The sequence below is a fragment of the Glutamicibacter sp. JC586 genome (assembly GCF_009805585.1).
Lineage (GTDB): Bacteria > Actinomycetota > Actinomycetes > Actinomycetales > Micrococcaceae > Glutamicibacter.
Genome location: NZ_VHIN01000010.1, coordinates 753,509 through 776,988, shown reverse-complemented (window position 1 = coordinate 776,988; position 23,480 = coordinate 753,509). Strand labels below are relative to the sequence as shown.

General features: G+C 56.0%; 25 protein-coding genes and 1 pseudogene. 11 read left to right on the top strand and 15 right to left on the bottom strand.

Going from position 1 to position 23,480, the window contains the following annotated elements:
• The first annotated feature begins 37 nt into the window (after positions 1-37).
• Together mmsB and FJV47_RS11555 are read left to right on the top strand one after the other, a co-directional pair.
• Entirely contained in the window at positions 38-940 is a 903-nt protein-coding gene (gene mmsB, locus FJV47_RS11560; protein WP_159613065.1) for a 3-hydroxyisobutyrate dehydrogenase, read from the top strand.
• Positions 941-1,027: 87 nt separating this feature from the next.
• Positions 1,028-1,849 (top strand): enoyl-CoA hydratase/isomerase family protein, encoded by an 822-nt coding sequence (locus FJV47_RS11555; protein ID WP_200831996.1) that lies wholly within the window; start codon positions 1,028-1,030, stop codon positions 1,847-1,849.
• Between the two features lie 46 nt (positions 1,850-1,895).
• Here FJV47_RS11555 and FJV47_RS11550 read toward each other — a convergent pair whose 3' ends face one another.
• A complete protein-coding gene (locus FJV47_RS11550; RefSeq protein WP_159613063.1) occupies positions 1,896-2,267 on the bottom strand; it encodes a helix-turn-helix transcriptional regulator in 372 nt (123 codons plus the stop codon).
• A gap of 109 nt (positions 2,268-2,376) precedes the next feature.
• On the opposite strand from FJV47_RS11550, the gene arsB reads away from it, so the two are divergent.
• Positions 2,377-3,465 (top strand): ACR3 family arsenite efflux transporter, encoded by a 1,089-nt coding sequence (gene arsB / locus FJV47_RS11545; protein WP_159613061.1) that lies wholly within the window; start codon positions 2,377-2,379, stop codon positions 3,463-3,465.
• 14 nt (positions 3,466-3,479) lie between these two features.
• Entirely contained in the window at positions 3,480-3,893 is a 414-nt protein-coding gene (locus FJV47_RS11540; protein WP_159613059.1) for an arsenate reductase ArsC, read from the top strand.
• A gap of 68 nt (positions 3,894-3,961) precedes the next feature.
• Here FJV47_RS11540 and FJV47_RS11535 read toward each other — a convergent pair whose 3' ends face one another.
• Together FJV47_RS11535 and FJV47_RS11525 are read right to left on the bottom strand one after the other, a co-directional pair.
• On the bottom strand, positions 3,962-4,303 hold the full coding sequence (locus tag FJV47_RS11535; protein WP_159613057.1) for a hypothetical protein: 342 nt from the start codon (positions 4,301-4,303) through the stop codon (positions 3,962-3,964).
• A 407-nt stretch (positions 4,304-4,710) separates the two neighbouring features.
• Entirely contained in the window at positions 4,711-6,015 is a 1,305-nt protein-coding gene (locus tag FJV47_RS11525) for an MFS transporter (protein WP_159613055.1), read from the bottom strand.
• 495 nt (positions 6,016-6,510) lie between these two features.
• On the opposite strand from FJV47_RS11525, the gene FJV47_RS11520 reads away from it, so the two are divergent.
• A complete protein-coding gene (locus tag FJV47_RS11520) occupies positions 6,511-7,959 on the top strand; it encodes an amino acid permease (RefSeq protein ID WP_159613053.1) in 1,449 nt (482 codons plus the stop codon).
• A gap of 67 nt (positions 7,960-8,026) precedes the next feature.
• Here the strand turns inward: FJV47_RS11520 and FJV47_RS11515 are convergent, their stop codons facing one another.
• Positions 8,027-8,767 (bottom strand): helix-turn-helix transcriptional regulator, encoded by a 741-nt coding sequence (locus FJV47_RS11515; protein WP_159613051.1) that lies wholly within the window; start codon positions 8,765-8,767, stop codon positions 8,027-8,029.
• A gap of 54 nt (positions 8,768-8,821) precedes the next feature.
• On the opposite strand from FJV47_RS11515, the gene FJV47_RS11510 reads away from it, so the two are divergent.
• Entirely contained in the window at positions 8,822-10,015 is a 1,194-nt protein-coding gene (locus FJV47_RS11510; RefSeq protein WP_159613050.1) for an MFS transporter, read from the top strand.
• On the opposite strand, the gene FJV47_RS11505 is transcribed toward FJV47_RS11510, so the two are convergent.
• Genes FJV47_RS11505 through FJV47_RS11490 form a run of 4 tightly spaced genes read right to left on the bottom strand, consistent with a single transcriptional unit; the run spans position 9,945 to position 14,692 of the window.
• Positions 9,945-11,768, bottom strand: coding sequence for an ABC transporter permease subunit (locus FJV47_RS11505; RefSeq protein WP_159613048.1), 1,824 nt, complete (start codon positions 11,766-11,768; stop codon positions 9,945-9,947). The two genes, FJV47_RS11510 and FJV47_RS11505, sit on opposite strands and share 71 nt — an antisense overlap.
• A gap of 6 nt (positions 11,769-11,774) precedes the next feature.
• Positions 11,775-13,310, bottom strand: coding sequence for an ABC transporter substrate-binding protein (locus FJV47_RS11500; RefSeq protein ID WP_159613046.1), 1,536 nt, complete (start codon positions 13,308-13,310; stop codon positions 11,775-11,777).
• A gap of 12 nt (positions 13,311-13,322) precedes the next feature.
• Positions 13,323-13,991 (bottom strand): ATP-binding cassette domain-containing protein, encoded by a 669-nt coding sequence (locus FJV47_RS11495; RefSeq protein WP_159613044.1) that lies wholly within the window; start codon positions 13,989-13,991, stop codon positions 13,323-13,325.
• On the bottom strand, positions 13,988-14,692 hold the full coding sequence (locus FJV47_RS11490; RefSeq protein WP_159613042.1) for an ATP-binding cassette domain-containing protein: 705 nt from the start codon (positions 14,690-14,692) through the stop codon (positions 13,988-13,990). The genes FJV47_RS11495 and FJV47_RS11490 overlap by 4 nt, the downstream gene beginning before the upstream one ends.
• Positions 14,693-15,012: 320 nt before the next feature.
• On the opposite strand from FJV47_RS11490, the pseudogene FJV47_RS11485 reads away from it, so the two are divergent.
• Positions 15,013-15,342 (top strand): annotated as a pseudogene (locus FJV47_RS11485) (flavoprotein); the annotation flags it as partial.
• 13 nt (positions 15,343-15,355) lie between these two features.
• Here FJV47_RS11485 and FJV47_RS11480 read toward each other — a convergent pair.
• Positions 15,356-16,087 carry an SDR family NAD(P)-dependent oxidoreductase gene (locus FJV47_RS11480; protein WP_159613040.1) on the bottom strand — a complete coding sequence of 244 codons (732 nt, stop codon included), beginning with the start codon at positions 16,085-16,087 and terminating at the stop codon, positions 15,356-15,358.
• Between the two features lie 366 nt (positions 16,088-16,453).
• On the opposite strand from FJV47_RS11480, the gene FJV47_RS11475 reads away from it, so the two are divergent.
• From FJV47_RS11475 to FJV47_RS11465, 3 genes are all read left to right on the top strand, one after another.
• A complete protein-coding gene (locus tag FJV47_RS11475; protein ID WP_159613038.1) occupies positions 16,454-16,888 on the top strand; it encodes a MerR family transcriptional regulator in 435 nt (144 codons plus the stop codon).
• On the top strand, positions 16,876-17,832 hold the full coding sequence (locus tag FJV47_RS11470; protein WP_159613036.1) for an arsenic resistance protein: 957 nt from the start codon (positions 16,876-16,878) through the stop codon (positions 17,830-17,832). The genes FJV47_RS11475 and FJV47_RS11470 overlap by 13 nt, the downstream gene beginning before the upstream one ends.
• Positions 17,833-17,983: 151 nt before the next feature.
• Positions 17,984-18,952, top strand: coding sequence for an MMPL family transporter (locus FJV47_RS11465; protein WP_159613034.1), 969 nt, complete (start codon positions 17,984-17,986; stop codon positions 18,950-18,952).
• Here FJV47_RS11465 and FJV47_RS11460 read toward each other — a convergent pair.
• Genes FJV47_RS11460 through FJV47_RS11450 form a run of 3 tightly spaced genes read right to left on the bottom strand, consistent with a single transcriptional unit; the run spans position 18,870 to position 20,530 of the window.
• A complete protein-coding gene (locus FJV47_RS11460; RefSeq protein WP_159613032.1) occupies positions 18,870-19,337 on the bottom strand; it encodes a response regulator transcription factor in 468 nt (155 codons plus the stop codon). The two genes, FJV47_RS11465 and FJV47_RS11460, sit on opposite strands and share 83 nt — an antisense overlap.
• On the bottom strand, positions 19,338-19,898 hold the full coding sequence (locus FJV47_RS11455) for a sensor histidine kinase (protein ID WP_159613030.1): 561 nt from the start codon (positions 19,896-19,898) through the stop codon (positions 19,338-19,340).
• A gap of 14 nt (positions 19,899-19,912) precedes the next feature.
• Positions 19,913-20,530: a hypothetical protein gene (locus FJV47_RS11450; protein WP_159613028.1), complete on the bottom strand. Its 618-nt coding sequence runs from the start codon at positions 20,528-20,530 to the stop codon at positions 19,913-19,915.
• A 140-nt stretch (positions 20,531-20,670) separates the two neighbouring features.
• Between FJV47_RS11450 and FJV47_RS11445 the strand changes: the two genes are divergently transcribed.
• The gene (locus tag FJV47_RS11445; RefSeq protein ID WP_159613026.1) at positions 20,671-21,048 is read left to right on the top strand and encodes a VOC family protein; all 378 of its coding nucleotides are present in this window, start codon (positions 20,671-20,673) and stop codon (positions 21,046-21,048) included.
• 51 nt (positions 21,049-21,099) lie between these two features.
• Here the strand turns inward: FJV47_RS11445 and FJV47_RS11440 are convergent, their stop codons facing one another.
• Genes FJV47_RS11440 through FJV47_RS11430 form a run of 3 tightly spaced genes read right to left on the bottom strand, consistent with a single transcriptional unit; the run spans position 21,100 to position 23,310 of the window.
• Entirely contained in the window at positions 21,100-21,969 is an 870-nt protein-coding gene (locus FJV47_RS11440; protein ID WP_370515038.1) for a DMT family transporter, read from the bottom strand.
• A gap of 23 nt (positions 21,970-21,992) precedes the next feature.
• Positions 21,993-22,712, bottom strand: a complete 720-nt coding sequence (locus tag FJV47_RS11435; protein ID WP_159613024.1) for a B3/4 domain-containing protein — start codon at positions 22,710-22,712, stop codon at positions 21,993-21,995.
• Entirely contained in the window at positions 22,702-23,310 is a 609-nt protein-coding gene (locus tag FJV47_RS11430; RefSeq protein ID WP_159613022.1) for a helix-turn-helix domain-containing protein, read from the bottom strand. Before FJV47_RS11430 ends, FJV47_RS11435 begins: the two co-directional genes overlap by 11 nt.
• Between the last annotated feature and the right edge of the window lie 170 nt (positions 23,311-23,480).

Below are 23,480 nucleotides of genomic sequence, written 5' to 3'. Positions count from 1 at the left end.
CAACGAATAAGCCTTCAACGAAGAAGAGAGAATTCACATGGCCACGAACATTGCTTTTATTGGACTGGGACATATGGGTGGTTATATGGCCGCCAACCTCGTCAAAGCAGGACACAACGTGCTGGGGTTCGACCTGTCAGAACCGGCCATTGCGGCCGCCAAGAATGCGGGTGTGCCTATCGCCGAATCCGGGGCTCAAGCAGCAGCCAACGCAGAGGTGGTCATCACGATGCTTCCCGCTGGGCGGCACGTGATCGGTGCCTTGGAAGGTCCTGATGGATTACTCGCCGCCGCACCCAAGGGCACGTTGTTCCTTGAATGTTCCACTATCGCAGTAGATGATGCCCGCACCGTGCATCAGTTGCTCGGTGAGGCCGGGCATCGCGGAGTAGATGCACCGGTATCCGGTGGAACCACCGGAGCAGAAAACGGAACACTAACTTTTATGGTCGGCGGTAGCGACGAGGACTTTGCTGCGGCTGAAGTGATCTTCCAAGATATGGGCAAGCGAATCGTTCACTGCGGCGGCCCAGGTGCGGGGCAAGCGGCGAAGGTCTGCAACAACATGATCCTCGGAGTGAGCATGATTGCCGTGTCTGAAGCCTTTGTTCTTGGCGAGAGTCTTGGCCTATCCAACGAGGCACTCTTTGATGTGGCCTCGGCGGCCACCGGCCAGTGCTGGGCCTTGACCACCAACTGTCCGGTACCGGGTCCTGTGCCAACCAGCCCAGCGAATAGGGACTTCCAACCAGGATTCGCAGGAGCGTTGATGGCCAAAGATTTGGGGCTGGCTGCCGAGGCAGTGAATTCCTCAGGAGTGAAGGCGCAACTTGGCCTGGTCGCCGAAAAGATCTATCGCGACTTTGCTGCCGGTAGTGGTGCAGGAAAAGACTTCTCGGGGATTATCGAGGAGATCAGAGCTGCCTCATCCGGGGCCTGATCTGTTCAATGATCACCTCTGGCGCGCTAGAGCCATAGGCTGTATTCAACGATGGCGATGTACAGCTGGGGTGTGGGGGAGCGATCAGTGATTGATCAACGGGCAACAGACTCACTTGGAGGTTTGCGCGTAGCACGTCATGGCGCGGTGGCAACGTTGGTGATTGATAATCCGCGCCGTCGTAATGCGGTGTCCAAAGATATGTGGAGCCAGTTTGCTCCGTTACTTTATAGCTTGGAGCATGACGATTCGGTACGGGTTGTGGTGGTTCGTGGCGCAGGTGAGAATTTCTCGGCCGGGGCCGACATCAGTGATTTGCGGGCCATCTTGCATGATACGGAATCTGGACGCCATGACGGCGGACATGTCAGCGCGGGCGAAAATGCCTTGGCCACTTTCCCCAAGCCGGCCATCGCCGCCATTGACGGATACTGCGTTGGTGGTGGATGGCAGATCGCCGGGGCCTGCGATCTTCGTATGGCCAGCGACCGGGCCAAGTTTGCTATCACCCCGTCCAAAATAGGCATCGTGTATCCCACCAGTGGAATTGAACGCCTGGTGCACTTAGTCGGACCGGGAGTTGCTAAGCAACTACTTTTTAGCGCGGACTTCATTGACGCTGCCGAGGCAAAGAATGTTGGGTTGGTGGGCCGAGTGCTTCCTGTTGCCGGGTTCTGGGATGAAGTGCAAAACTATGCGCAGCACCTGGCAGGGCGTTCGGCCCTGTCCATTCAAGCGATGAAGGCTATCGTTGATTCCATCGCCACCGGGTCGTCGGATTTGCCGCAGATCAATGACTATTGGCAGAAGCAGATGGCTATCGCGGATGATCCGGCCACTGGGATCTCCGCGTTCTTGAACAAACAGACTCCGAGCTTCACGTGGAACCATGTGGTGGAGGTGGACTAGCGCCATACCCGTACTGAAGCTTTCCGTCTAGTTTTCCGCGGTGGCTTTAGGGCGTGAAGACTAACGTTGACTGGAGAGACTCAAGGGCGCGAGGAACAATCGAGTAGTACGCCCAGACTCCTCGCTTTTCGCGATGTAAGAGTCCAGCATCAACCAAGATTTTAAGATGGTGCGAGACCGTTGGCTGCTTGAGGCCTAACGGTTCAGGCAGGTCGCAAACGCACGTTTCAGCATTCTTATTGGATGCCACGATCGACAGGATCCGCAGACGGCTGGGATCGCTTAGGGCTTTGAAGCGTGAGGCTAAGAGTTCTGCTTCTTCAGGGTTCAGTGCGTTCTGAGTTGCCGAAGGAGCACAACAAGGGGCACTGAGGTTTTCAGTATCGGTACCGGCCTGATTGATACTGCTGGTGCTCATGGTGTCCTGCTCTCTTTGTCGTTGAACCAGAGATTGACAAACGTCGATATCTGTCATCATACTCAACATATCGATAATCGTCGATGTCTTGTTTTGGAGTGATGACTACGTGACAGCTGTGCCTGCGCCCGATACTGCCCCAGTGGCCGCCAAGCTTTCTTTCTTGGACCGGTATTTGGCGCTATGGATTCTTTTATCCATGGCTGTCGGGCTAGGTTTGGGACGAGTCTTCCCAAAGCTTGGCGAAGTTCTGGATCGATTCACCATCGGCGGCGTCTCGGTACCAATCGCTCTTGGCCTGCTGGTGATGATGTATCCGGTCCTCGCAAAGGTTCGTTACAACGAAACTGGACAGGTGCTAGCCGATAAAAAACTCATGGTCACCTCATTGCTGATCAACTGGGTGCTCGCTCCTGCGTTCATGTTCGCGCTGGCCTGGATCTTCCTCGCCGATCTGCCTGAATATCGCACCGGACTGATCATCGTTGGTCTGGCCCGCTGTATCGCCATGGTGTTCATCTGGAATGACTTGGCCTGCGGAGACCGTGAAGCAGCGGCAGTACTGGTAGCTATCAACTCGATCTTCCAAGTCATTGCCTTCGGTGCGCTGGGCTGGTTCTACCTCCAGCTGCTGCCCTCATGGCTGGGACTGGAAACCACCAGCGCGCAATTCTCCATCGCTGCCATCACCGCCTCGGTACTAGTATTCCTCGGCATCCCATTGGTAGCCGGATTCCTCACCCGCACACTTGGCGAAAAGGCCAAAGGCCGCGACTGGTACGAAGAAAAATTCCTCCCCAAGATTGGCCCGTGGGCACTGTATGGATTGCTGTTCACCATCGTTTTACTCTTTGCCCTGCAGGGAGAAGCAATCACTTCCAAGCCATGGGATGTCGTGCGCATTGCGCTACCACTGCTGACCTACTTTGTGGTGGTTTTTGGTTCCGGAATGCTTATCGGTCGCGCGCTGAACCTCGGATACCCGCGCACTACCACCCTGGCCTTTACCGCAGCAGGCAATAACTTTGAACTGGCTATTGCGGTGGCTATCGCGACCTTTGGGGCAACAAGCGGTCAGGCCCTGGCCGGTGTAGTTGGCCCATTGATAGAGGTGCCCATCCTAATAGCCCTGGTTTATGTGGCCCTCTGGTCGCGCAAATTCTTCCCGTCCACCCAACTCGCCACCGCTTCATCCTAAGGAATCAAAGCATTATGACTGATATTCAAAAGCCATCGGTTCTCTTCGTCTGCATTCACAATGCAGGCCGTTCACAAATGGCTGCGGCCTACCTGTCGCACTTGGCTGAGGGGAAGATTGAGGTCCGTTCGGCGGGATCTGCACCGGCTGATGCGGTGAACCCAGCCGCGGTACAGGCGATGGCCGAAGAAGGCATCGACATGTCCGCAGAAACACCAAAGATCCTCACCACCGAAGCGGTGAAGGAATCAGATGTGGTGATCACTATGGGTTGTGGGGACACCTGCCCGATCTTCCCGGGAAAGCGCTACGAAGACTGGAAGCTTGAAGATCCCGCAGGCCAGGGCGTTGAAGCGGTCCGTCCGATTCGTGACGAGATCCGGGCGCGGATCGAAACCCTCATCTCTGAACTTCTGCCAGCGAGCTAATTGTGGGCCGGCGTTAATAATTTCGACCGCCTCAAGTCGCAGCACTGCGGATTCTATGTGAGGGCGTCTTACGATGCTCGCGATAGGTACTCGTCTAAAGCTCGACGAATGATATCGCTTGGTTTTGCCTGATCATGCTCGGCCCGTTCGACGAGTTTCTTGTCCATTGCGGCAGGAAGCCGAACTGATCTGGCAGGGGAGATGCCTTTGCCGCTCAGCGAAGGCTTCCCGACAGAGCGATGCACTGCCGCTTCTGAACCTAAGGCGGTTGCGAGGAGATCCATTCCAGCGCCGGGTCCGGCTGCTTTAGTAATGACCGCGTCCTCCGCTATTTCGGCAGTTTCTGCCCGGAGACCGAGCTCGTGGATTTCTTCAGCAGTGAGGGTGTCATGCTCATTTTTCTTGCTCATGCCTACTGTGTCCTCTCGTACACAATTTCTGGGATCTTCTGCCGCGCTTCCATTACGTGGAAGATGAAGATGTCGTTTGGCGGGGTAATGACTGCCATGACTTCTAACAACCTTGTACGGTCAATGGATTCACCAATGAACAGGTCGGGTCTATGGTGAGACCCGATTCGGGGCTCGTCAAATTTCTCCACTCGGTATTGATGATTCAGGATCGTGTTGATTGCATCCTAGCGGTCTATACCGTGTTTATCCGCACTTTTTGAGAACCTTAGTGACATCTCAATATTGTCATACGATATCCAAAGAAGGCAAGCTTTTTTCTCTCCTGGTGGGGATAAAGTGCTTGTCGTGAGCCCCGAGAGAAATAACCCACTAGTCGCTCCTGAGTTGAGCGACGAGAATATTCATTAGTGCAACTGCTTGCCCTTGGTCTCCGGCGCCCACAAGATCGAGGCAATGAGACCAACCAGCGGGAACGCAGCCAGAATGATCAAGGTTCCGTTCGCGCCCAGGTGCTCCATGGACGTGGGGAGCAGGTAGGTCGTGGCGATGGCCGCGATGCGAGAGAAGGCTGCGGCCATACCAACACCGGTGGCCCTCACGTTCGTCGAGAAAATCTCCGCCGGGTATACGCGCTCAATATTGTTGGCAGCTGGAGCGATGAATAGGTAAGAGATGAACAGCAAGACGGTCATCCATACCGGTGCGCTCGGGAACAGGCCGAGAATGATCAGCGCGCCAAACATCAGCGAGAAGGTCCAGATTACAAAGTGACGACGTGCGAGCTTGTGCAAGAGGTAGAGGCCAAAGAAAGCACCGGCCAGCTGGATGCCATTGCTAACAAAGTCGAACTGCGGGCCACCGGCAATGCCGAGGTTCTCAAAGACTGGTTCTAGGAAGGTGAAGATCGCAAAGAACGGACCCACCTGGCAGAACCAGAACAGTCCAGCGAACAAGTGCGGGCGCCAGGTGGACTTGGTCCACAAATCGCGGAAGCGTGCCTTGGTTTCCTCTTGAGTGGATTCGGGTAGTTCGTAGCCTTCACCAAAATGTTCGCGAACGATTTCTGCGGCTTCTTCTTTACGGCCCTGAGCGTGCAACCAGTATGGGGATTCTGGCATGCCAATGCGCATGACGAAGGTGATGATTGCGGGAATTGCGCTGGAGGCCAGCAGGATGCGCCAGCTGCCCGGTACGTAGTGGCCAACAATGTAAGCAAGAATGAAGCCGATGATCCATGAGACTTCAAAGGCTCCCAGAAGTACGCCGCGTCCCTTGCGCCGGGAGAACTCGGCAAGCATGGAAGAACCTACGGCGTATTCAACACCGACGGCCAGTCCAAGGGCTAGTCGGATGACAACGAGCTGCCAGACATCGGTGACGCCCAGTTGAAGTAGTGACAGGATAATAAAGGCACCCAAGCTCCATGAGAATACGGGCTTGCGGCCAATCTTGTCGGCGAGAGAGCCGAAGAACAAGCCACCAACAAACACGCCAATCAGCGCGCTGGCTGCAATCAGTCCCATGCCTAAGGCGTTCAGTCCGAGCTCGGATGATGCTGAGTTGATGACCGGGCCAACGATGCCCAAGACGTAACCATCGAGGATGGCACCACCCAGGATTGCGCCAGTGGCCAGAATATGGACCTTTCGCAGAGGTGCTTCGTCGAGAGGGAGCTTCTTGCCAACGGCTGCAATGGGATCTATGGTCATGAATCCTTCATCTCGTGGCGGAGTGGTTTGGTGAGGCACCCCTGTTGATGAACAACTATAAGACAATAGATATATCAGTGGTCAAGCGTTTTTGAGAGATGACTTGAATGTGAATTCCGCGGGGTGCAGTGAGGAATTAAATGCTGATAACTGAACTGTTACGACTGAGTTTCTGTCGACCCTTCAGATGCCTCAATTAGCTCGACTTTCAACGCTTTCTGACCGTGTGATTGCTGAACGACAACCCCTCGATGTCAGTGATACTCGCAGTCAACAGCGATTTATCCCACTTCAAGGTCGTCTGCATTTTCGAGAAATGAATGCTTGTGCCGATGCACAGTGACTAATTTTGAGTTATCCGTTACGGGGTTGGTTGGCCCACTGTGGGCCAGCTGACACCCAATTTTTTTGCACGTAGCTCAACGTTTATGCTGTAACACGCACTAATTGTCTGCAAAGATGCGTTCGGTTTGAACATTTCTCAGTGAGGTACCCATGGCAGGAACACAAGACCCCCCATCAACCGGCCAGCCCAAGCCGCTTCGCTCGCGCCACGTCATGATGATCACCCTCGGCGGCATCATCGGCGCAAGCCTGTTCGTTGGTTCGGGCAACGTCATCCGCTCGGTGGGCCCGGCGGCAATCATCTCCTACCTCATCGGTGGTCTGCTGGTCTTCCTTGCCATGCGCATGCTCGGTGAGATGGCGGCGGCACGTCCAACCATCGGTTCCTTCATGGAATACGCCCGCGTAGGGCTGGGCAACTGGGCCGCCTACCTGGTGGGTTGGCTGTACTGGTACTTCTGGGTTGGCGTGCTCGCCTACGAAGCGGTGCTTGGCGGCGAAACCCTGAACTCATGGTTCACCTTCCTGCCGGCATGGACCTGGTCGCTGATCCTGATCCTGATCTTCATCGGCACCAACGCCATTTCGGTGCGATCCTTCGGTGAAGTTGAATTCTGGCTGGCCAGCATCAAGGTTCTCGCGATCGTAGTCTTCCTCGGTGCAGGCCTGCTCTTCGCCTTGGGCCTGTGGCCTGATACCCAAATGTCGGTCAGCAACCTGTGGGACCACGGTGGCTTCGCCCCGCATGGCTACGGTGTGGCACTGACCGGTGTAGCACTGGTAATCTTCTCCTACTTCGGTACTGAAATTGCCGTGATGGCAGCGGCCGAGTCCGAGGACCCAGCCAAGGGCATCAAGCAGGCGACCAGCACCGTGATCTGGCGTATCTTGCTGTTCTTCGTTGGTGCCGTACTGATCATCACCATGGCCATTCCTTGGGACGAGCTACCTGAACCAGTGAACGTGGCCTCCGCTCCATTCACCAAGGTCTTTGAACTGCTCGGCCTGCCAGGGGCTGCGATCATCATGCAGCTGGTCATCTTCACCGCCGTGATTTCCGTGCTGAATTCTGGCCTATATTCCGCTTCGCGCATGTTTGCGGCGCTGGCTGATCAGGGCTTCGCCCCGAAGCTTGTTGCCCGCCGTTCCAAGAATGGCGTGCCACTGTGGGCACTGGTAGCTTCGACCTCCGGCGCGGTGATCGCAACCATCGTGAACTTCGCGGCTCCGGATTCGGGAATCTTCGACTTCATCATGAACTCCGCCGGCCTGGTGGCATTGTTCGTGTACGTCTTCATCGCACTGACCCAGATGCGTATGCGCCAGAAGATGACCCCAGAAGAGGTTGCCGCGCTGAAGCTGAAGGTCTGGCTGCACCCATGGCTAAACATTCTGCTCTTTGTCGCTATCGCCGGTGTACTGGGCGTCATGCTCAGCTCTGAAAGTGGCCGAACCCAGGTGTGGACCAGCTTGCTGGCCACCGCGGTGCTGGTTGCCTTCTGGCCACTGGTGCGTAAGAACCTGAAGAAGCGCGGTGCCTCTGAGGCTGCTCCAGCAACCCAGGATGGCAACGATGAAGCGCGCGTAAGCGAGCACTAAATATCAATCAATAGATTGCAATCGCCCTTGACCGGTTTGAACTGGTTGAGGGCGATTGCTTTTTCGTCTAGCGATACAACGCTCCGGGCGTGCTCCCAAACGAGGCGCGGAACGAGGTGATGAAAGCACTGGGGGACGAGTACCCGTAGTCGTTGGCCACCCTGGTGACACTCTGTCCTTCGGCGAGCATCAAGGTTGCGCTGTGCAGCCTTAGTTGGTTTCGCCAGGTCACGAAACTCATTCCGGCCTCGGATTGGAAGAGGCGGTTCATCGTTCGGCTGCTGGCTCCGGCCAGGCGGCTCAGTTCGGTCAAGCTGAGATTGCGGGTCATGTCAGCTTCCAAGATTTTTTGGATCTTGATCAGCCTAGGATCTTTGAAGACCGGCAACATGGACTGACCATGCTCGGAAGCCAGGAGCTGATCTCCTAAAACGTGCAGCAATCTGCGTGCTTTGTTGTCTTTCTGTACTCCGTGATTGGCGCACGCTATGATCAACTCTTTGACCAATGGCGAAACGCTCACCAGTACGGGTTCATCGCCCAACGTGGATACGTAGGCCGAAGGTATGGAGACCATGTGCACCGTGGTGGTGCCATGGACCTGCCAATGATGGACCATTCCTCCGGGAACCCAAACGGCTCGTACCGCCGGGGCGAACCACGTGCCTTCTTCAACAAAGACCTCAAGAACTCCAGCACTGGCATAGATCAGCTGATGATCATCATGCTTATGCGGTGTGACCTCATCCCCGGGGGAAAGATAGCGAGTCTCAGTGGGAGCTACGGACTGATGGCGAATTTTCGACATAATTTGGCAGTATAGTGAAAGCGCGACGTACCCGGCTCTTGCCAAACTTGAATTATGAGTTCCGCACAACCCCAGTTCGCCAATCGCAACGCACGCCTTTTGGCCTACGCTCACGTGAGCGTAGATTTTTATCAGGGTGCTATAGCCGCTTTAGTCCCCTTCCTTGTTTTTGAACGCGGCTATTCCTATGCCGCGGCTGCCGGCATTGTGCTGGCCAGTTCACTAGCCTCCTCAATTGTCCAGCCACTTTTTGGGGCACTGGGTGATCGTTGGCGGATGGCTTGGGTCATCCCAGTGAGCATCGTTGTGGGCGGAGCGGGCATTGCCGGGATCGCGTTCACGCAGTCTTTGACTGTCACGGCAGTACTCGCCGCTCTTTCAGGCGTTGGTGTGGCCGCATTCCACCCTGCAGGTGCCAGCAAGGCACGAGAAATTAGTGGAAATGACCACGTAAAAATGTCGTGGTTTTCGCTCGGTGGGAATATCGGCTTTGCCATTGCCCCTTTGGCAGTTGCCGGCACCGTCGGGCTGTTGGGTTTGAAAGCAACACCGTTACTTTTCATTCCTGCGCTCACCGGTGTGCTTGCCATGGCACTAATCAAGAAGGAACGCGGAGTTTGGCAGAACCACCGCGGAAACGAACAAGCTACCGGTCGCGATGACTGGAGCGGGTTCATTCGAGCATCCGTGGCCATCATCGCGCGCTCGGTGGTTTTTGTGGGAATCGGTTCCTTTATGGTGCTCTTCATGATTCAAGAACGTGGAATGAGCCAATCGCTGGCCAGTGCATCACTGTTCGTCTTCTACCTTGGTGGAGCCTTTGGCACGGCCATAGGCGGATACCTGGCCAAACGCTGGCAACGAACGAAAATTATTCGCTGGGCTTACTTGGCTTCGGTGCCGATGGTCGCCGGCATTCTGCTCACTGCCGGAGAAGTGGCATTCGTTTTTATCGCGCTGGCTTCCGTGGCGTTGTACGTTCCCTTCTCCTTGCACGTGACCCTAGGCCAAGACTTCTTACCACGCCACATGGGTACGGCCAGTGGAGTGACCTTGGGCTTGGCGGTTTCTTGCGGTGGGTTGGCGTCCCCGGCCATCGGAGCGCTGGCAGATGATGTTGGTCTACACGCCGCGTTGTTGCCACTGATTGCTCTGCCAGCGTTGGCCAGTCTGGTTCTCATTGGCTTGAAGGATCCGAGTGCACCGGATGCGGTTGGCTCCCAGTTGAAACAATCGGCGAATCGGTAGGTGAGGGATGCACCCGCGCCGCTGACTTCGGTGCTCTCGTGGTTCCTACTGAAGCCACCGCTACGGCGCATACCGAGGTGAGAATCAACGCTGAAGCCGGAGCGATCACAGTGAACGGAGCACGTTGAACATAGTTGATTCCTTCGGCCAGCAGTAGACCCCACTCGGGCGTCGGCGGTTGGGCTCCGAGTCCCAAGAAGCCCAGGGCCGCAAGGGCCAAGGCAACTCCGGGAAGCCTAAGCATGCTGTGACGCAATAATGCAGGCACTACCGCGGGCAGAAGATGCCGTAGGAAGATCTGCGTGCGGGGTATGCCCGCAAGTGGTAACCACCGGATATGTGGCATGGCTCGGGCTTCTTCCAACAGTGAGGCGGCATGGGTGGTTAATGCAGGCCACGTCACCCACAACACCGCAATGCCAGCTCCGATCACTGAGGGACCAAGCAGCGCCGAAATGACGACGCCGGCCAGGATGGGAGGGGTAGCGTTGGCGATTGCTGCTGGTCCACGGGCAAAACCACCCACACTGGCCAGAAGTAATCCGAGCACCATGGCCAGCATCACGATAAGCACCGCCTGAGCTACGGTGCCCATGGTTCCGTGGGCCACCCGAGCCAAAAGATCCCGCCCACTGGCATCGGCGCCGAAGGGCAAGGCAAAACTTGGCGGGGCCAATCGTTGATGGGCAACGCTGAAAGGGTCGCGGGGTAAGCCCGAGAGAAGAATGAGCAGCAGTCCACCCAGACTCAAAGCGATGGTCCAGCGCCGTATCACCGAGTGCGAGCGGCGCGGGAGTGGTGCGGGCAAGGCGCCGGCGGGCAAAGAGCCCGAGCGCAACCAGTGGCGTGCCACCGAGGTGAGCAGACCAATCACCAAGGCAGTTGCAGCCATCAACAGTAGCCCGGCTTGCAACGCAGGGATGTCCTGGGCATTGGCTGCACCGAGGAGGTATCGGCCTAGTCCGGGGACCGCAAAAATCTGTTCCACCGCGACCGCACCGCCGAGCAGGCCAATAAAGACCAAACCGAACTGATCAATGATCGAGGTAGCCGCACGACGCAAGACACCCAGGACCAAGACCGAGCCGCGAGCTCCAGCCAATCGCCAGATCATCACCCAGCGTTCGGTTGATGCCGAGGCGATGGCATCGGCCAGTAACCGTCCCAGCATTCCGCCGGCAGGAATACCTAGGGCCAGCGCAGGCAAGATGGCTGTCTCAATACCGGTCCAACCGAAAGGTGGCAGCCATTTCAGTTGTACCGAAACCACTATGAGCAGGAAGCTTGCCAGCAGGAATTCGGGCAGCGCGGTCAGCGCAACCCCGATGGCACCAGAACCTGGTTGCGGCTTATTGCGCAGGATTGCACGGATAGCCGGAGTAATCAGGCACCCGGTGACAAGCAATGCAACAAGTCCAGCAAAAACGGTGAGCGTCAAGGAGACCAACAAGGCACGGCCAACGCCGGGGCCAACCGGTGTTCCGCTCACCCATGACGAGCCCAAATCCCCGTGCAGTACGCCGTTCCACCAATGCAGGCTGGCGAAAATCGGTCCCTGATCAAGACCAAGCTGTTGGCGCACGGCCGCAAGCGCCTGCGGCGTCGGCTCAAGCTCGGCATAGCGGGAACGCAAGATCGCCGCTGCCGGATCGGTGCGTGAAAGCCACGGAAGTGCGCCGGCGAGCAGGAGCAAGGCGATGGAGCTAAGAACATAGGACAGTGTTGTCGGAAGAGAGAATCTGAACCGCTGCACCGAAACCTACTTGGATTCCAGAGACGTCTGATTGGTGATCAAGGCCCGTTCACGCGGGTCCCTCGCCGCGCTTAAGACGGCTGCGTTTTCGCCTTGCAGGACTCGTTCATGTAGCAGCGGGATGGCCGCGTCGGTGCCTAGGATTTTCGCTTCGGCCAGCATGATGGCGCGCTGGCGGTTCGTTCCAGCTTCGGTTTCGGAAGCGGTGGTAATGCTCTGGTCTACCACAGCATCGCAGAGCTGCGAGATGGCAAAACCTCCCTCGCAGGTGAAGTCTGAGGCGAAGTACGCTACTGGATCTCCGGAATCTAAAACGGTGGCGCGCGAAAGGATGAATGCATCAAAGGTACCGTCCAACGCATCGGCCTCAATGTATTGGTATTCGCGTACGTCCTGTTGCACGTCGAATCCTGCCGCCTCAAGCTGCTGCTCAAGGATGACCGCTACCTCTGGAAGTTCGGCACGGTCGGTAAAGGTACCTAGGGAGATTTTCACGCCGTTGACTTTGGCAGGCGTGGCCCGTTGGGACAATAGCTCCTGGTATTCAGGATCTTCACGGAAGTCGGCAGCGTAGGGAAGGGCCGGACCAAGCAGACCCTGGGCGACATCGGCGCGGTCTTCATAGACCGAAGCAATAATGGCTGAACGGTCAATGGCTTCGCGTGCGGCAGCTCGTACCCCCGGGTCAGCAAAGGGGCCGGATTTAGTATTCAGGTACAGCGTATTGGTCCGCGGCATGGGCACTTCGGTGAGTAAATCTTGGTCCACTGTGGAGGCCTGACCGGCGGGAATGGCCTCAACAACATCGGCTTCTCCGGTGCTCAAAGCCGCGGTGCGGGCGGTTCCATCCGGAACAAACTTCACGTCAATACCCGTGGCTTGAGCTGGCTCTCCCCAGTAGTCATCGAAGCGTTCTAAGGTGGCGCCGGTGATGCCATCAACATCCGTGATCTTAAATGGGCCGGTGCCTGTGCCTACCGGGTTAACTGATTCTTTTGAATAGGCTTCGGGGGCAAAAATGGCCAGCTGCGGGCTGGAGAGTCGTTGTGGCAATAGTGGGTCTGAGTCTACGGTAATAATGCGAATCTGGTTTTCACCTCGGACCTTGACCGAGAGTTTGGTGCCGTTCAGGATGCGGGGAACGGGGGTGGAATCGATAGCGACTTGAAGAGATTTGGCGACGGCCTTGGCGGTGAGCAACTCCCCGTTGTGGAAATGCACGTTCTCGCGCAGGGTGATATCCCACGTGGTGTCGTTGACTCGCGTAAACGAGGTGGCCAAAGCCGGCACAGGCGCTGAAGAATCGTCGAGATTGACCAGAGTTTCAGCTGCTGACCAGCGTGAGAGCTTAAATGCGTCGTCGCTTAGTGGGCTGAGCCCGGAGCGTGGCGGTTGCATGTGGGCTATCGAGATGCGCTCCTGGCCCGCCGGTGAAGCGCCGGATGACTGCGCTGCGGAGCTGGAGAAGCAACCCGAGAGGGCTAAACTGCCAGCGAGCCATAGGCCTAGAATGGGCAGACTTCTGCTGCGTAGATGTGTCATGAAGGTGTTCCTTTAGTGAGCAGTGATGGTGATGGTACGGGTGCAGCGTGCTGCGAGCTGCGAATCATGGGTGACCAGCAGCAAAGCAACACCGGTCTTCTTTGCGGTGACAAAAAGCTGATCGGCGACTTGGGCGGCGGTAGTTGGGTCGAGGGCGCTGGTGGGTTCATCGGCTACCAGGAGGGCTGGGCGAACCACCAACGCGCGGGCTAGTGCGGCACGTTGCCCCTGACCTCCGGAGAGCTCACGGGGCAGGCGGTTAAGCAGTGTCGGATCGAAGCTGGCCAGCGCGATGGACTGATGGATCTGGCGCTCGACATCAAGTTCAGGAGCCAAGTGCGCCAAAGCCACCTCTAAGGACTTGCGGATAGTCCAACGCGGCACAAAGGCTGCTACAGCATCTTGCGGGACTCCCTGAACTTTCACGCGCTGAGCTTTAGTTGCATTGCGTATGGGTGTGGACCATGTTTGTCCTAGTACCTTTACCTCTCCGGTGGCGGGCGTCCCGAGTCCCAAAATTATTTCAGCCAGGGTACTTTTCCCTGCCCCAGAGGGACCGACAATTGCCAGCGATTCTCCGGCGTTTAAGGACAGGGAAATTGGGGTCAAGATCTGCCGAGTCGCAGTGCCGAAACCGCGAGTGGCGGAAATGTTCGTAGTTTCTAGAACGCTCTGATTCATGCTGGCACCACCGATTGCACAGTTGAGTGTTCGTGCGTCAACACCCCGGAATTGAGCACAACGTGGTTGGAAGCTAGTTTTTGGGCAACGTGGGGATCGTGGGTGACAAGAACCAATGCTTGATCTTCAGTGATCACGTGGTTGAGCAATTCAAGGACGTGATCACGTGTCGTTTGGTCCAAAGCACTGGTTGGTTCATCAGCCACGATGATCGGTGCATCACAAAGCGTAGCCAGAGCTATCGCCGCTCGCTGTGCTTGCCCGCCGGAGAGCTCGGCAGGGCGGCGACTTAGTAACCGCGGATCATCTAGCCCCACCAAATCTAAGGTCGTCTGGATTCTTTCGATGGCCTCACCGGTGGCTTTACGTAGTTGCGTCCCCAAGGGGAGCAGAGGGTTAAGCGCATCTTGGCCGCGTTGTGGGATGTAGCCGATGCGGTCGGCGCTCACGTGGCGATATCCGGTGAAGTCTAATTCTTGAGCCCAGTGACCGGTGATGAGAGAAAGTAGTAGCGACTTGCCGCTGCCTGAGGGGCCGGTGACCACCAAGCGCTCGCCGGGACAAACCAGTAGTTCTGGGACTCTCAGTAACGGTCGATGGATCTCTGGTGCGCAAAGTTGTGCGTTGTGTAGCGCTATCACAGGTGCGCTCGATGATTCTTTTGATGGGGAAGAACCACAACAACTCTGTTCGCTAATCATAATGAGAATGATTATCACTTAAAGGCCGTGGTGAGGGCAAATTGCTGAGCCCTGGCTTAGCTTGGGAAGTGCGGTGCCTGGCTGATTCTGCCAATTCCTACGCGCTGATAGTTACTCGGTGAAAGCATCTGTGCACCGCACGATCAAGGCTTCAAGGAACCTAACAGTGAGCTCCGCACTCGCCGTGAAGATATTCGTAGGCCACGAGGACTCAAATAATTTGCCTGCGCCGTCTGGTGGAAAACGGCAATGTGCAACTGCTTGAAAATGCTGCAGTGGTGTCCATGAAAGCTGATACCCGGGTGAGCTTGTCCTTGGCCGATGGCCGGGAACTAGTGGTTGACCGTATCGTTGCGGTGACCGGATTCCGACCCGATCTGCTGATGCTCTCGGAACTCCGTCTGGATCTGGATGAAAGCGTGGAAGCACCACGGCAGTTGGGAACTCTGATCGATCCAGAATTTCACAGTTGCGCAACGGCCAGTGCGCACGGCGAAAAGTGCTGGCTCATCCGGAGCAGAACTTTTACATTGTCGGCATGAAGAGTTATGGACGAGCACCGACCTTCTTATGGGCGACCGGCCATGAGCAAGTTCGTTCCGTTGTGGCCTCGCTATCGGGGGATCGTCAAGCTGCTGACCGCGTGGCGTGCGAAAACTGGATTTATAGACCGCCGGCTACCCGTAGCGTGGCGCCTGTGGTGTATGAGGCGTCATCCGAGAGCAGCCAGGCGACAGCTCCTGCAATTTCTTCCGGGACTCCAGGGCGTCCAAGCGGGATGGATGCTGCGACCTTTGCCGGACGTTGTGGATCTTGGTGAAAATCAGTCCACACCGTTCCGGGTTCTACACAATTGACACGGATGCCGTCCTTGGCAAGTTCTTTGGAGAGCCCAATGCTAAGAGTAGCGATTCCCGCTTTGGCCGCCGCATAATGAACATAAGTTCCGGGGCTACCTATGGTCGAGGCGCCGGAGCCGATGAGTACCAAAGAACCTCGCGTCGTAGTCAGATATCTGATGGCCTCGCGAGCCGTAAGTATGGCGCCATATAGGTTAACTTCAAGGTCGCGGCGAATCTCTTCGGGATCGAGCTCAAGCAAGGGACCTACAGCCTGGACTGCGCCGGCCGAGGCCACCACCCCACGCAGATCTCCAAGAGTCGTGCTCGCGACGAAAAACTGAGAGACCGAATCTGGATCAGTTACGTCTATCGGAATGGCCATTGCTTGTTGGCCCAGAGAGCGGACGCTTTGAACTACTTCTTGTGCAGCGTTCACATTGTTGCGATAACCGATCGCAACGTGGTGCCCGGCCTTGGCAACTCGCACTGCGGTCGCCGCGCCGATGCCACGTGAGCCTCCAGTGATTGCTATAACGGACTCAGAAGTGTGCATGAGCTTATTGTAGCCAGCTGCCATAGGACCCAGGACCAGACAAGATCCTCATGTGCAGTCGGGCAAATCTCCCTCGGCGAAGCCAGTACGCTGCGGCCGCTTGTTCGAGTTCGAAGCACCCCATCTCCTCGATGGCCAAATGCGTCTCATAGCAGGCACTGTTCGCAAGTATATGGACACCGGCGGACACTTTGCGAGGCTACTTAAGTGATAGAAGTTAGATAGTTCAGATGCTGGCTTGGCCATTGAAAGAGACGTATTCGTGGAACGAATTGTGACGGTACTAGAACAACCCTTCATCCCGGAACCAAGCGTGCATTTGAAGATTTGACCTTCTAGTCGACTAGAAGGTTTAGGGTTGAGCTGATGCGTATTTCAGAAGCTGTTTCTCAATCTGGTGTTCCTGCCACAACCTTGCGGTACTACGAATCCATTGGCCTGATCACTACCAATAGACTCTCCAACGGGTATCGCATTTACGGCGAGGAGGTTCTAGAGCGTTTATCGCTGATCGAAGCAGCTAAGTCACTGGAGATGTCGCTACCTCAGATATCTACGCTCTTCAGTGTCATGGATGCTGATACCTGCACGAATGTCCGGGAAACACTTCACCCTCAGCTGGCGAATCGGCTGGAAGAAATTGACGCTCACCTGAACCGACTTCAGGTGCTCCGAGATCGATTACTTCAAGCTCAACGCAACGTCTTGGACTGCCCGGATGGAGATTATTCTTGTCGTAGTGAGTGCCTTCTCGTCGCCGCTGGCTCAGAAGAAGGGCAGGGTCAGACTTGCCAAAAGTAGTCCAATGGTGGGACCGTCATCAGGTGCTCCTATATCTGGTGGCTATCGCCTTGGGTGCTGCGCTTGGTCTATTGGCTGAGCCTGCGGCACCAGTGTTGCAAGAGCTCATCGAACCGTTATTGATGCTCCTTCTCTTTGCCACCTTTCTCGCTGTTCCGCTGATAGAAGTTGGTAAAGCCTTTCTTGACGTGCGTTTCTTAGGTACGGTGTTGTGCGTCAATTTTGTGGTGATGCCGTTGGTGACCTGGGGACTGTCGCGGTTTGTGGTTGATGATCAAGGATTGTTCCTTGGCGTATTACTGGTATTGCTCACCCCGTGCATTGACTACGTCATCGTGTTTACCGGGTTAGCCGGCGGGTCCAAAGCTCGATTGCTGGCAGCCGCGCCATTGCTGATGCTGGTTCAAATCCTGTTATTGCCTGTGTACCTGTGGTTATTCGCTGGCCCGCAAGCATTATCGGCCATTGAGATTGCGCCGTTTGTTCGGGCGTTTTTCCTGCTCATCATCGTTCCCTTGATAGCTGCTGGATTGGTTCAACTGATGGCCAAAAAATTCCGCGCCGGCCAGCTCATCGATCAGGTCATGGCTGCGGGAATGGTTCCACTAATGATGGCTACGTTGGCAGTAGTGGTGGGTTCGCAGATCGTTTCGGTAGGATCTCAAACTAGTTCCCTAGCTAGAGTCGTTCCGCTCTATGTCTTCTTTGCTGTGATCGCTGTGGTGGTTAGCAAGTATGCAGGACGAGTGACAGGACTAGATGTCAGTGCCACCCGTGCCGTCATGTTTTCAGGAGTCACGCGTAATTCACTGGTGGTCCTGCCCATGGCCTTGGCATTGCCAGCCTCATTTGAGTTGGCCCCGTTAGCCGTAGTGACGCAAACGCTGGTTGAACTGGTGATTATGGTGTTGATGGTACGGCTGGTTCCTCGACTCGTTCCTTAAAAGCGACGCTAAGAACTTCCGTCCGAGAGTTGGAGGAGAAAGGCGAAAACTACTTCAAACGCAGTACATGGATCGGTTCAACTGAACGATTCGGGACGCTGGGAAAAACGGGAAAGTGGACTATAGATAATTTTCGAGTCCAAGGAGCGTCATGTCCCTTTTCTTATCCCGCGTCGGAGGCTTTAGTGCCCGGCATCGTCGGGTGGTGCTGGTCAGCTGGCTAGCGATATTTGTTATCTTCGCTGGAGTCTTTGTGGGAGGACGGAACTCTTCGGTTGATGAATCAGCCAGTTCGTCCCACGAGACCGCGATCCAAGCCACTGAACTCAAACTCGTCTTCCACCCGGATTCGGGCGATGTCACTTCGGCCAAGAATGCCAAAGAAATTCAGAGCGTGCTCGCCAAAGCGCATCGTCTGCCCGGTGTAGAAACCGTGAGTGACCCGCTCAATGCCCAGCAGCCGTTCATTTCAGAAGACAAGTCGGTGGCTGTTGCCACTCTCGGTTACGGCCAAATGACCGATGATCAACGCGAATCCAATTATGAAGCGGCCCTAGAATTCCAGCACAGTGCCCCGGACTCTGTGGGTGTTGAACTTGGGGGCAACTTCGTTCCTTTAGGTGCACCAGAAATGGGCGCCGGCGAAGGCGTAGGCGTGATTATCGCCTTTGTTGTTCTTGCCTTGACCTTCGGTTCCATGCTGGCAGCAGGCGTGAACCTGCTGTTGGCAGTCTTCGGTTTGGGTACCGGTCTGGTGGGCATTATGGCCTATGGAACGCTGGCAGATTTGGACAGCAGCGCGATTATTCTTGCCGCGATGCTGGGTCTGGCGGTGGGCATCGACTACTCGCTGTTCATTATTTCCCGCTTCCGCACCGAACTGCGTTCGGGCCGCCCAGTGTCAGAAGCCATCGCCCGTGCTACCGGAACCGCAGGTACCGCTGTAGTCTTCGCCGGCATGACTGTCATTGTCGCGTTGGCAGCGCTACTAGTGGCCAACATTTCGGCCATCACCCAGATGGGCATGACCGCAGCTTTCACAGTTGCAGTGTCTGTCCTGGCTGCGCCGTGCGCACCGGGCCCTGGGCTACGTGCCCAATCAGCGCGGCCGACGCCGTAGCAGACAGCGCGCCGCCACCGGTGGCAACATCTTGAATTCCTGCCACAAGCTCGGCAGGACTCGCTCCCTTGCTCAAGAAACCATTGGCTCCTGCCTTGAGGGCGGCAAAAACATTCTCATCATTATCGAAAGTGGTGAAAACCAGGATGCGCAGTTGCTCACTGCTGAACTTTTCGCGAATCCGGCGGGTGGTTTCCACCCCATCGATCCCGGGCATGCGCAGATCCATCAGAACTACGTCGACTTCATGAGTCTCCAGCAGGCTCAGCGCCCGCAATCCGTCGCTGGCCTCAGCCACAACCTCAATCTCATTTTGTGCCGAAAGGATGCCACGCAGACCAAGACGGATCATCTCTTGATCATCAACAATCATGATGCGAACCATTTAGTGAGTTCCTCCTGCCAGGGGCAACGTAGCGGTGATCTTGAACGATCTTGCAAGATTTTCTATCAACAGATTTCCGCCCGCTGACTCCGTGCGTTCGCGCATTCCCACCAGTCCTAGACCGCTGCCGTCCTCATTGGAGCGTGAGGATTTTTTGGCGTTCTCGATACTGATGCTCAGCCACTGATTCTCCACGAGCGTTCGAACTTCCACGGGCCCAACGCCGTGACGTTGTGCGTTGGCCAGCGCTTCCTGCACTACTCGGTAGGCCGCCGTGCTGACTTCTGGATTCAGCTTCGGTGGCAAATGATCTAGTTGAGCATTAACTTTTAGTCCGGTGGCTTGGACCGAGGCAATGAGGTGTTCAAGACCTTGCGCGGAAGGGGCGGGTAGCCCTTCTGCTTCGGCGGGGTTGTCGCTGGATCGTAGGACATGCAAGATCTGTTGCGTCTCTGCCAAGACTGATTGCACGTTCGCACGCGCAGCGGTCAATGACTCATGGACTTGTTTGGCTTCCGGCGGGGTATGTACTTCGGCAACGCCTAGATGAATACCGAGCATGGCGATTTCGTGGCCTACGAGGTCGTGCAACTAGCGATTTGCAGTCGTTCATCGGCAACGCGCTGGTTGATTTCAGCGATTCGTTTGCTGCCGGCATCGCGGATGCGTTGTCCTTGTTCGTAGAGGTACCTGAAGTAGCTGTGCACCGCACTGCTCATGCCGGCCATGGCAAGTATGACGGAGACAAGGATCTGACTCTCACGGATACCTTGGTCAAAATCGTTGGCAAGAAGACAGCTCGCGAATGAACTGACTGCGGCCAGCGCTGAAAGCCCAAAAACGTTAGCCCCACGCAAGGTCGCAGAAGAAACCATGAAGACCGTGATGGTCCAAAATAGGACTGGCTCCACTCCTGCCCAAGAAGCTAGCAGCAAGATAGCCATGGAACTCAGGGCGCCAATCCACAGGTGTCGGCGTGAGAGCAACAGGATAAAGACCGTGAGAACTACGAAGAGTAGATACAGTGGGCGCAACCCAGCGGCAAAAAATTCGAAGAGCGCAAATATGGTTGCAAAACTAGCGCAACCAAAAAAGATGAGATCCAGAGTTCGGGGAATCCGATGAACATGGGCATCAGCAAAGTTGGCTAAAATCTTGGAGAGTTGCTTTCTTAGGGGAGCGTCGTGTTGCATCGTAAGTAGATTTGTCGGGAATCCCCGACACCCTTTCGCAGTCGTTGCGATCAGTATACAAGCGCCGAAGCAACGAGATTGATTGGTTGTCCGCGTCCAGAGCGTCCTTGGCTGTCGGGTCGTAGGGCTATCGTGAACTTATGACTTCACCAAAGATTTCTCTAGGGTCCATCAATATGACCGCGGATGATCCCGAAGCCCTGGCCAAGTTCTGGGCAGGCGTGACCGGTAATGAAATTTCAGGGGGTGGAGACAGCTACTATTTGGCGCCAACAACTCCTGATGACTTCGCCCTGTTCTTCCAGCCAGCTGCGCAGCCTAGAGCGCAGGCCCAAGTAGCGCACATGGATCTCACCGTCCCGTGGGGCTCTCGCACCCAAGAAGTTCAGCGCGTGATCGAGCTTGGTGCCGAGTACAAGTGGGACGTACTTGAAGAGTTCGAGCATGTTCAGTGGACTACGTTGGCTGACCCAGAAGGCAATCTGTTCTGTATTGCTGAGCACCCGCCGGTGAACTAATTTGCCCAAAGAGATAGCCCAGAGACTAAAACTCTGGGCTATAACTTCACGCTACTTGGCTTCCAACGGTAGCTCAGTCAACGGAAGGTTCTTCGACTCACGTTGGCCACCGCGCTGCGCCCCGGCACCAGCGGAAATCACCAAGATGATTCCAAGAACCTGGAACCAGGTTGGCATCTGGGCCAAGATGAGAATGCCAATAAGCACACCGAAAGCCGGCTCAATGGACAGTAGTGTGCCAAAGGCGCTGTGAGTCATTCGGCGCAAGGCCAGCATTTCCAGTCCGAAAGCTATCACCGGTGTAATAAGTGCAATGCCGGCTGCTGCTGGTAGTACCCACCAGGTGAACTCCCCGTGGATTAGCTGAGGAAGACCCAACGGCATGGTGGCTAGAGCCGCCACCGGAATGGTCAGTGACAACCCGCTAATTCCTGAGAAGCGGTCGCCCACATGCTGGGTGAGGAGGTTATATAGCCCCCAACAGATTCCAGCGCTGAGTGCGAAGACCACGCCGACCGGATCGATTTGACCCTGCCAAGGTTCAGTCAGCAGGACCACACCAACGATAGCCAGAGCCGGCCAAACAAGCGCCTTACGATTTTTGCTCATGATGCCAGCCACCGTCAGTGGGCCCAGGAACTCAATGGAAACAGCGGTGCCCAACGGAATGCGGTCAATGGCTTCTAAGAACAACAGGGTCATATATCCGGTCACCACGCCCAGGACAATGAGCGCAGGGATGTCCTGTTTACGGATGGAGCGGAAATTTGGGCGGGCAATGATCCATAGGATGATCACCCCAAAGCTCATGCGCAACCAGGCGGTACCCCCGGCACCGACCTGTTCAACTACGGACACCGACAAGGCATTGGCCAGTTGCACTGCCAGCATGGCTGCTACCGCAAGGGTCCAGGGCGGCAACCCATTAACTATTGAACGAGCTTTCACTGTGCCCCAATCATGCGACGAGAAATCTGCACAGCGCCACCCAAGGACTCCAATGCTTGGCCAAGCTCTTCGCCTACCGCGCTGAGCCGTTCATCGGTCATGGGCTCTAGTGCGTCCAAGATGAAGAATGCGGTGCTGGTTTTTTCTGACAATGCAGTTCGTTTGCCCTGACGCCAGTTCCATCGGCGGCAGGTGACCCCGGTGTTATCGCGCCAAATCACTTCACCCTCACTGGGATTTTCAATGACAATTTCACCGCCTGCGGTGGTATCAAACGCTTCATCGCCAATGGCGCGGGGCAGTTGAGCCGGACCATCATAAAGATCAAAATCTTCACCACCGAGTGGGATCTGATGAAGCACGCTGATGGCGTTGTAAATATCGGTCAGTGCATTTACCCGTGGCAGACCATCGGCGGCACGTCGAGTCAGTGCTTCGAGGCTATTGCGGGTGCGCTGAGGCTTGGCTCCAAAACCGCGGTAGGCATCACGCCAGGCGCTGATCTGTGGCAGTTGGTCTACTGGAGTCTCGGCTAGAAGTTCTTTGGCATGAGCTTCGGCGTGAGCGATCAGCTCATCTGCCACAGCGGAGCTGGCCTGCGGTTCTAGACCTTCAACTACCAGCAGTAGCGCACGGTAATCGGGGCGCAGTTCAAAGACCTCGGGTGCAACACTGCAAGCGTAGAGGAATTCGGTAGGGGTGAGGTTATTTGGCATTGTTATCCTCCATCTTGTGTGTGGTACCCGCCGAAGGTTCAAAAACACAGAGGTTAAAAATGGCAGGTGTCTTGTGGGTATTCGCATACGCATGGGCGGTATCGCTGTGGAAAGACATCGCGTCCCCGGCCCGTAGTTCGAAGACTTCGTCGTTGACCTCGACGGTGAGCGATCCTTTATGTAAGTGCAGTAATTCCCGAGTGCCCTCACTGTGCGCCTCGCTTTCGTGGCGCTCGCCGGGAGCCAAGGTCCAGTCCCACAGTTCCAAGGCATCAGGGGTTGCGTTGCCGGCAACCAGTATTCCGCTACCTCCGTTTTCTCCGGTCCACAGTGCTGCACCTTCACCCTTGCGGGTGATCATGGCGGTGCGCAGTTCCGGTGGTTCAACTAGTGCCGGCAGACCTATGCCTAGGGCGTCTGCAAGGCGCAATAGGATGCTCACGCTGGGGTTGGCAGTTCCCTGCTCCACGTTGATGAGCATGCGTCGGCTCACGCCAGAGGCTTCGGAGAGTTGATCCAACGTCCAGTCGTGTTTTTTGCGTTCGCTTTTTACTCGCGCCCCGATGCTTTGGGCGAGTAGTTCCACACTAGTGTCCATGAGTGCATCATATTGCACTGAAAGTGCATTATCTAATGTTGGTTGGGGTAGAAGTTGGCTGGGCGGGAGCCGATAACGCAATTTTCTTGCTGCAACAAGAGTGCTCAGAGGTTGTGGCGAACTGAATATTTGGCCATCTGGGCGAAGTGACAGCGTGAAATGCGCAGAGT

What these genes read in the sequence shown, in the direction of transcription:
- FJV47_RS11455 (WP_159613030.1), bottom strand. Translation starts at nt 19,898, where the DNA reads ATGCTCGGTATTCATCTAGGCGTTGCCGAAGTACATACCCCGCCGGAA.
- FJV47_RS11450 (WP_159613028.1), bottom strand. Translation starts at nt 20,530, where the DNA reads ATGCAACACGACGCTCCCCTAAGAAAGCAACTCTCCAAGATTTTAGCC.
- FJV47_RS11430 (WP_159613022.1), bottom strand. Translation starts at nt 23,310, where the DNA reads ATGGACACTAGTGTGGAACTACTCGCCCAAAGCATCGGGGCGCGAGTA.
- FJV47_RS11435 (WP_159613024.1), bottom strand. Translation starts at nt 22,712, where the DNA reads ATGCCAAATAACCTCACCCCTACCGAATTCCTCTACGCTTGCAGTGTT.
- FJV47_RS11520 (WP_159613053.1), top strand. Translation starts at nt 6,511, where the DNA reads ATGGCAGGAACACAAGACCCCCCATCAACCGGCCAGCCCAAGCCGCTT.
- FJV47_RS11540 (WP_159613059.1), top strand. Translation starts at nt 3,480, where the DNA reads ATGACTGATATTCAAAAGCCATCGGTTCTCTTCGTCTGCATTCACAAT.
- FJV47_RS11500 (WP_159613046.1), bottom strand. Translation starts at nt 13,310, where the DNA reads ATGACACATCTACGCAGCAGAAGTCTGCCCATTCTAGGCCTATGGCTC.
- FJV47_RS11480 (WP_159613040.1), bottom strand. Translation starts at nt 16,087, where the DNA reads ATGCACACTTCTGAGTCCGTTATAGCAATCACTGGAGGCTCACGTGGC.
- FJV47_RS11510 (WP_159613050.1), top strand. Translation starts at nt 8,822, where the DNA reads ATGAGTTCCGCACAACCCCAGTTCGCCAATCGCAACGCACGCCTTTTG.
- FJV47_RS11490 (WP_159613042.1), bottom strand. Translation starts at nt 14,692, where the DNA reads ATGATTAGCGAACAGAGTTGTTGTGGTTCTTCCCCATCAAAAGAATCA.
- FJV47_RS11445 (WP_159613026.1), top strand. Translation starts at nt 20,671, where the DNA reads ATGACTTCACCAAAGATTTCTCTAGGGTCCATCAATATGACCGCGGAT.
- FJV47_RS11515 (WP_159613051.1), bottom strand. Translation starts at nt 8,767, where the DNA reads ATGTCGAAAATTCGCCATCAGTCCGTAGCTCCCACTGAGACTCGCTAT.
- FJV47_RS11495 (WP_159613044.1), bottom strand. Translation starts at nt 13,991, where the DNA reads ATGAATCAGAGCGTTCTAGAAACTACGAACATTTCCGCCACTCGCGGT.
- FJV47_RS11525 (WP_159613055.1), bottom strand. Translation starts at nt 6,015, where the DNA reads ATGACCATAGATCCCATTGCAGCCGTTGGCAAGAAGCTCCCTCTCGAC.
- mmsB (WP_159613065.1), top strand. Translation starts at nt 38, where the DNA reads ATGGCCACGAACATTGCTTTTATTGGACTGGGACATATGGGTGGTTAT.
- FJV47_RS11465 (WP_159613034.1), top strand. Translation starts at nt 17,984, where the DNA reads ATGTCCCTTTTCTTATCCCGCGTCGGAGGCTTTAGTGCCCGGCATCGT.
- FJV47_RS11535 (WP_159613057.1), bottom strand. Translation starts at nt 4,303, where the DNA reads ATGAGCAAGAAAAATGAGCATGACACCCTCACTGCTGAAGAAATCCAC.
- FJV47_RS11550 (WP_159613063.1), bottom strand. Translation starts at nt 2,267, where the DNA reads ATGAGCACCAGCAGTATCAATCAGGCCGGTACCGATACTGAAAACCTC.
- FJV47_RS11475 (WP_159613038.1), top strand. Translation starts at nt 16,454, where the DNA reads ATGCGTATTTCAGAAGCTGTTTCTCAATCTGGTGTTCCTGCCACAACC.
- FJV47_RS11460 (WP_159613032.1), bottom strand. Translation starts at nt 19,337, where the DNA reads ATGGTTCGCATCATGATTGTTGATGATCAAGAGATGATCCGTCTTGGT.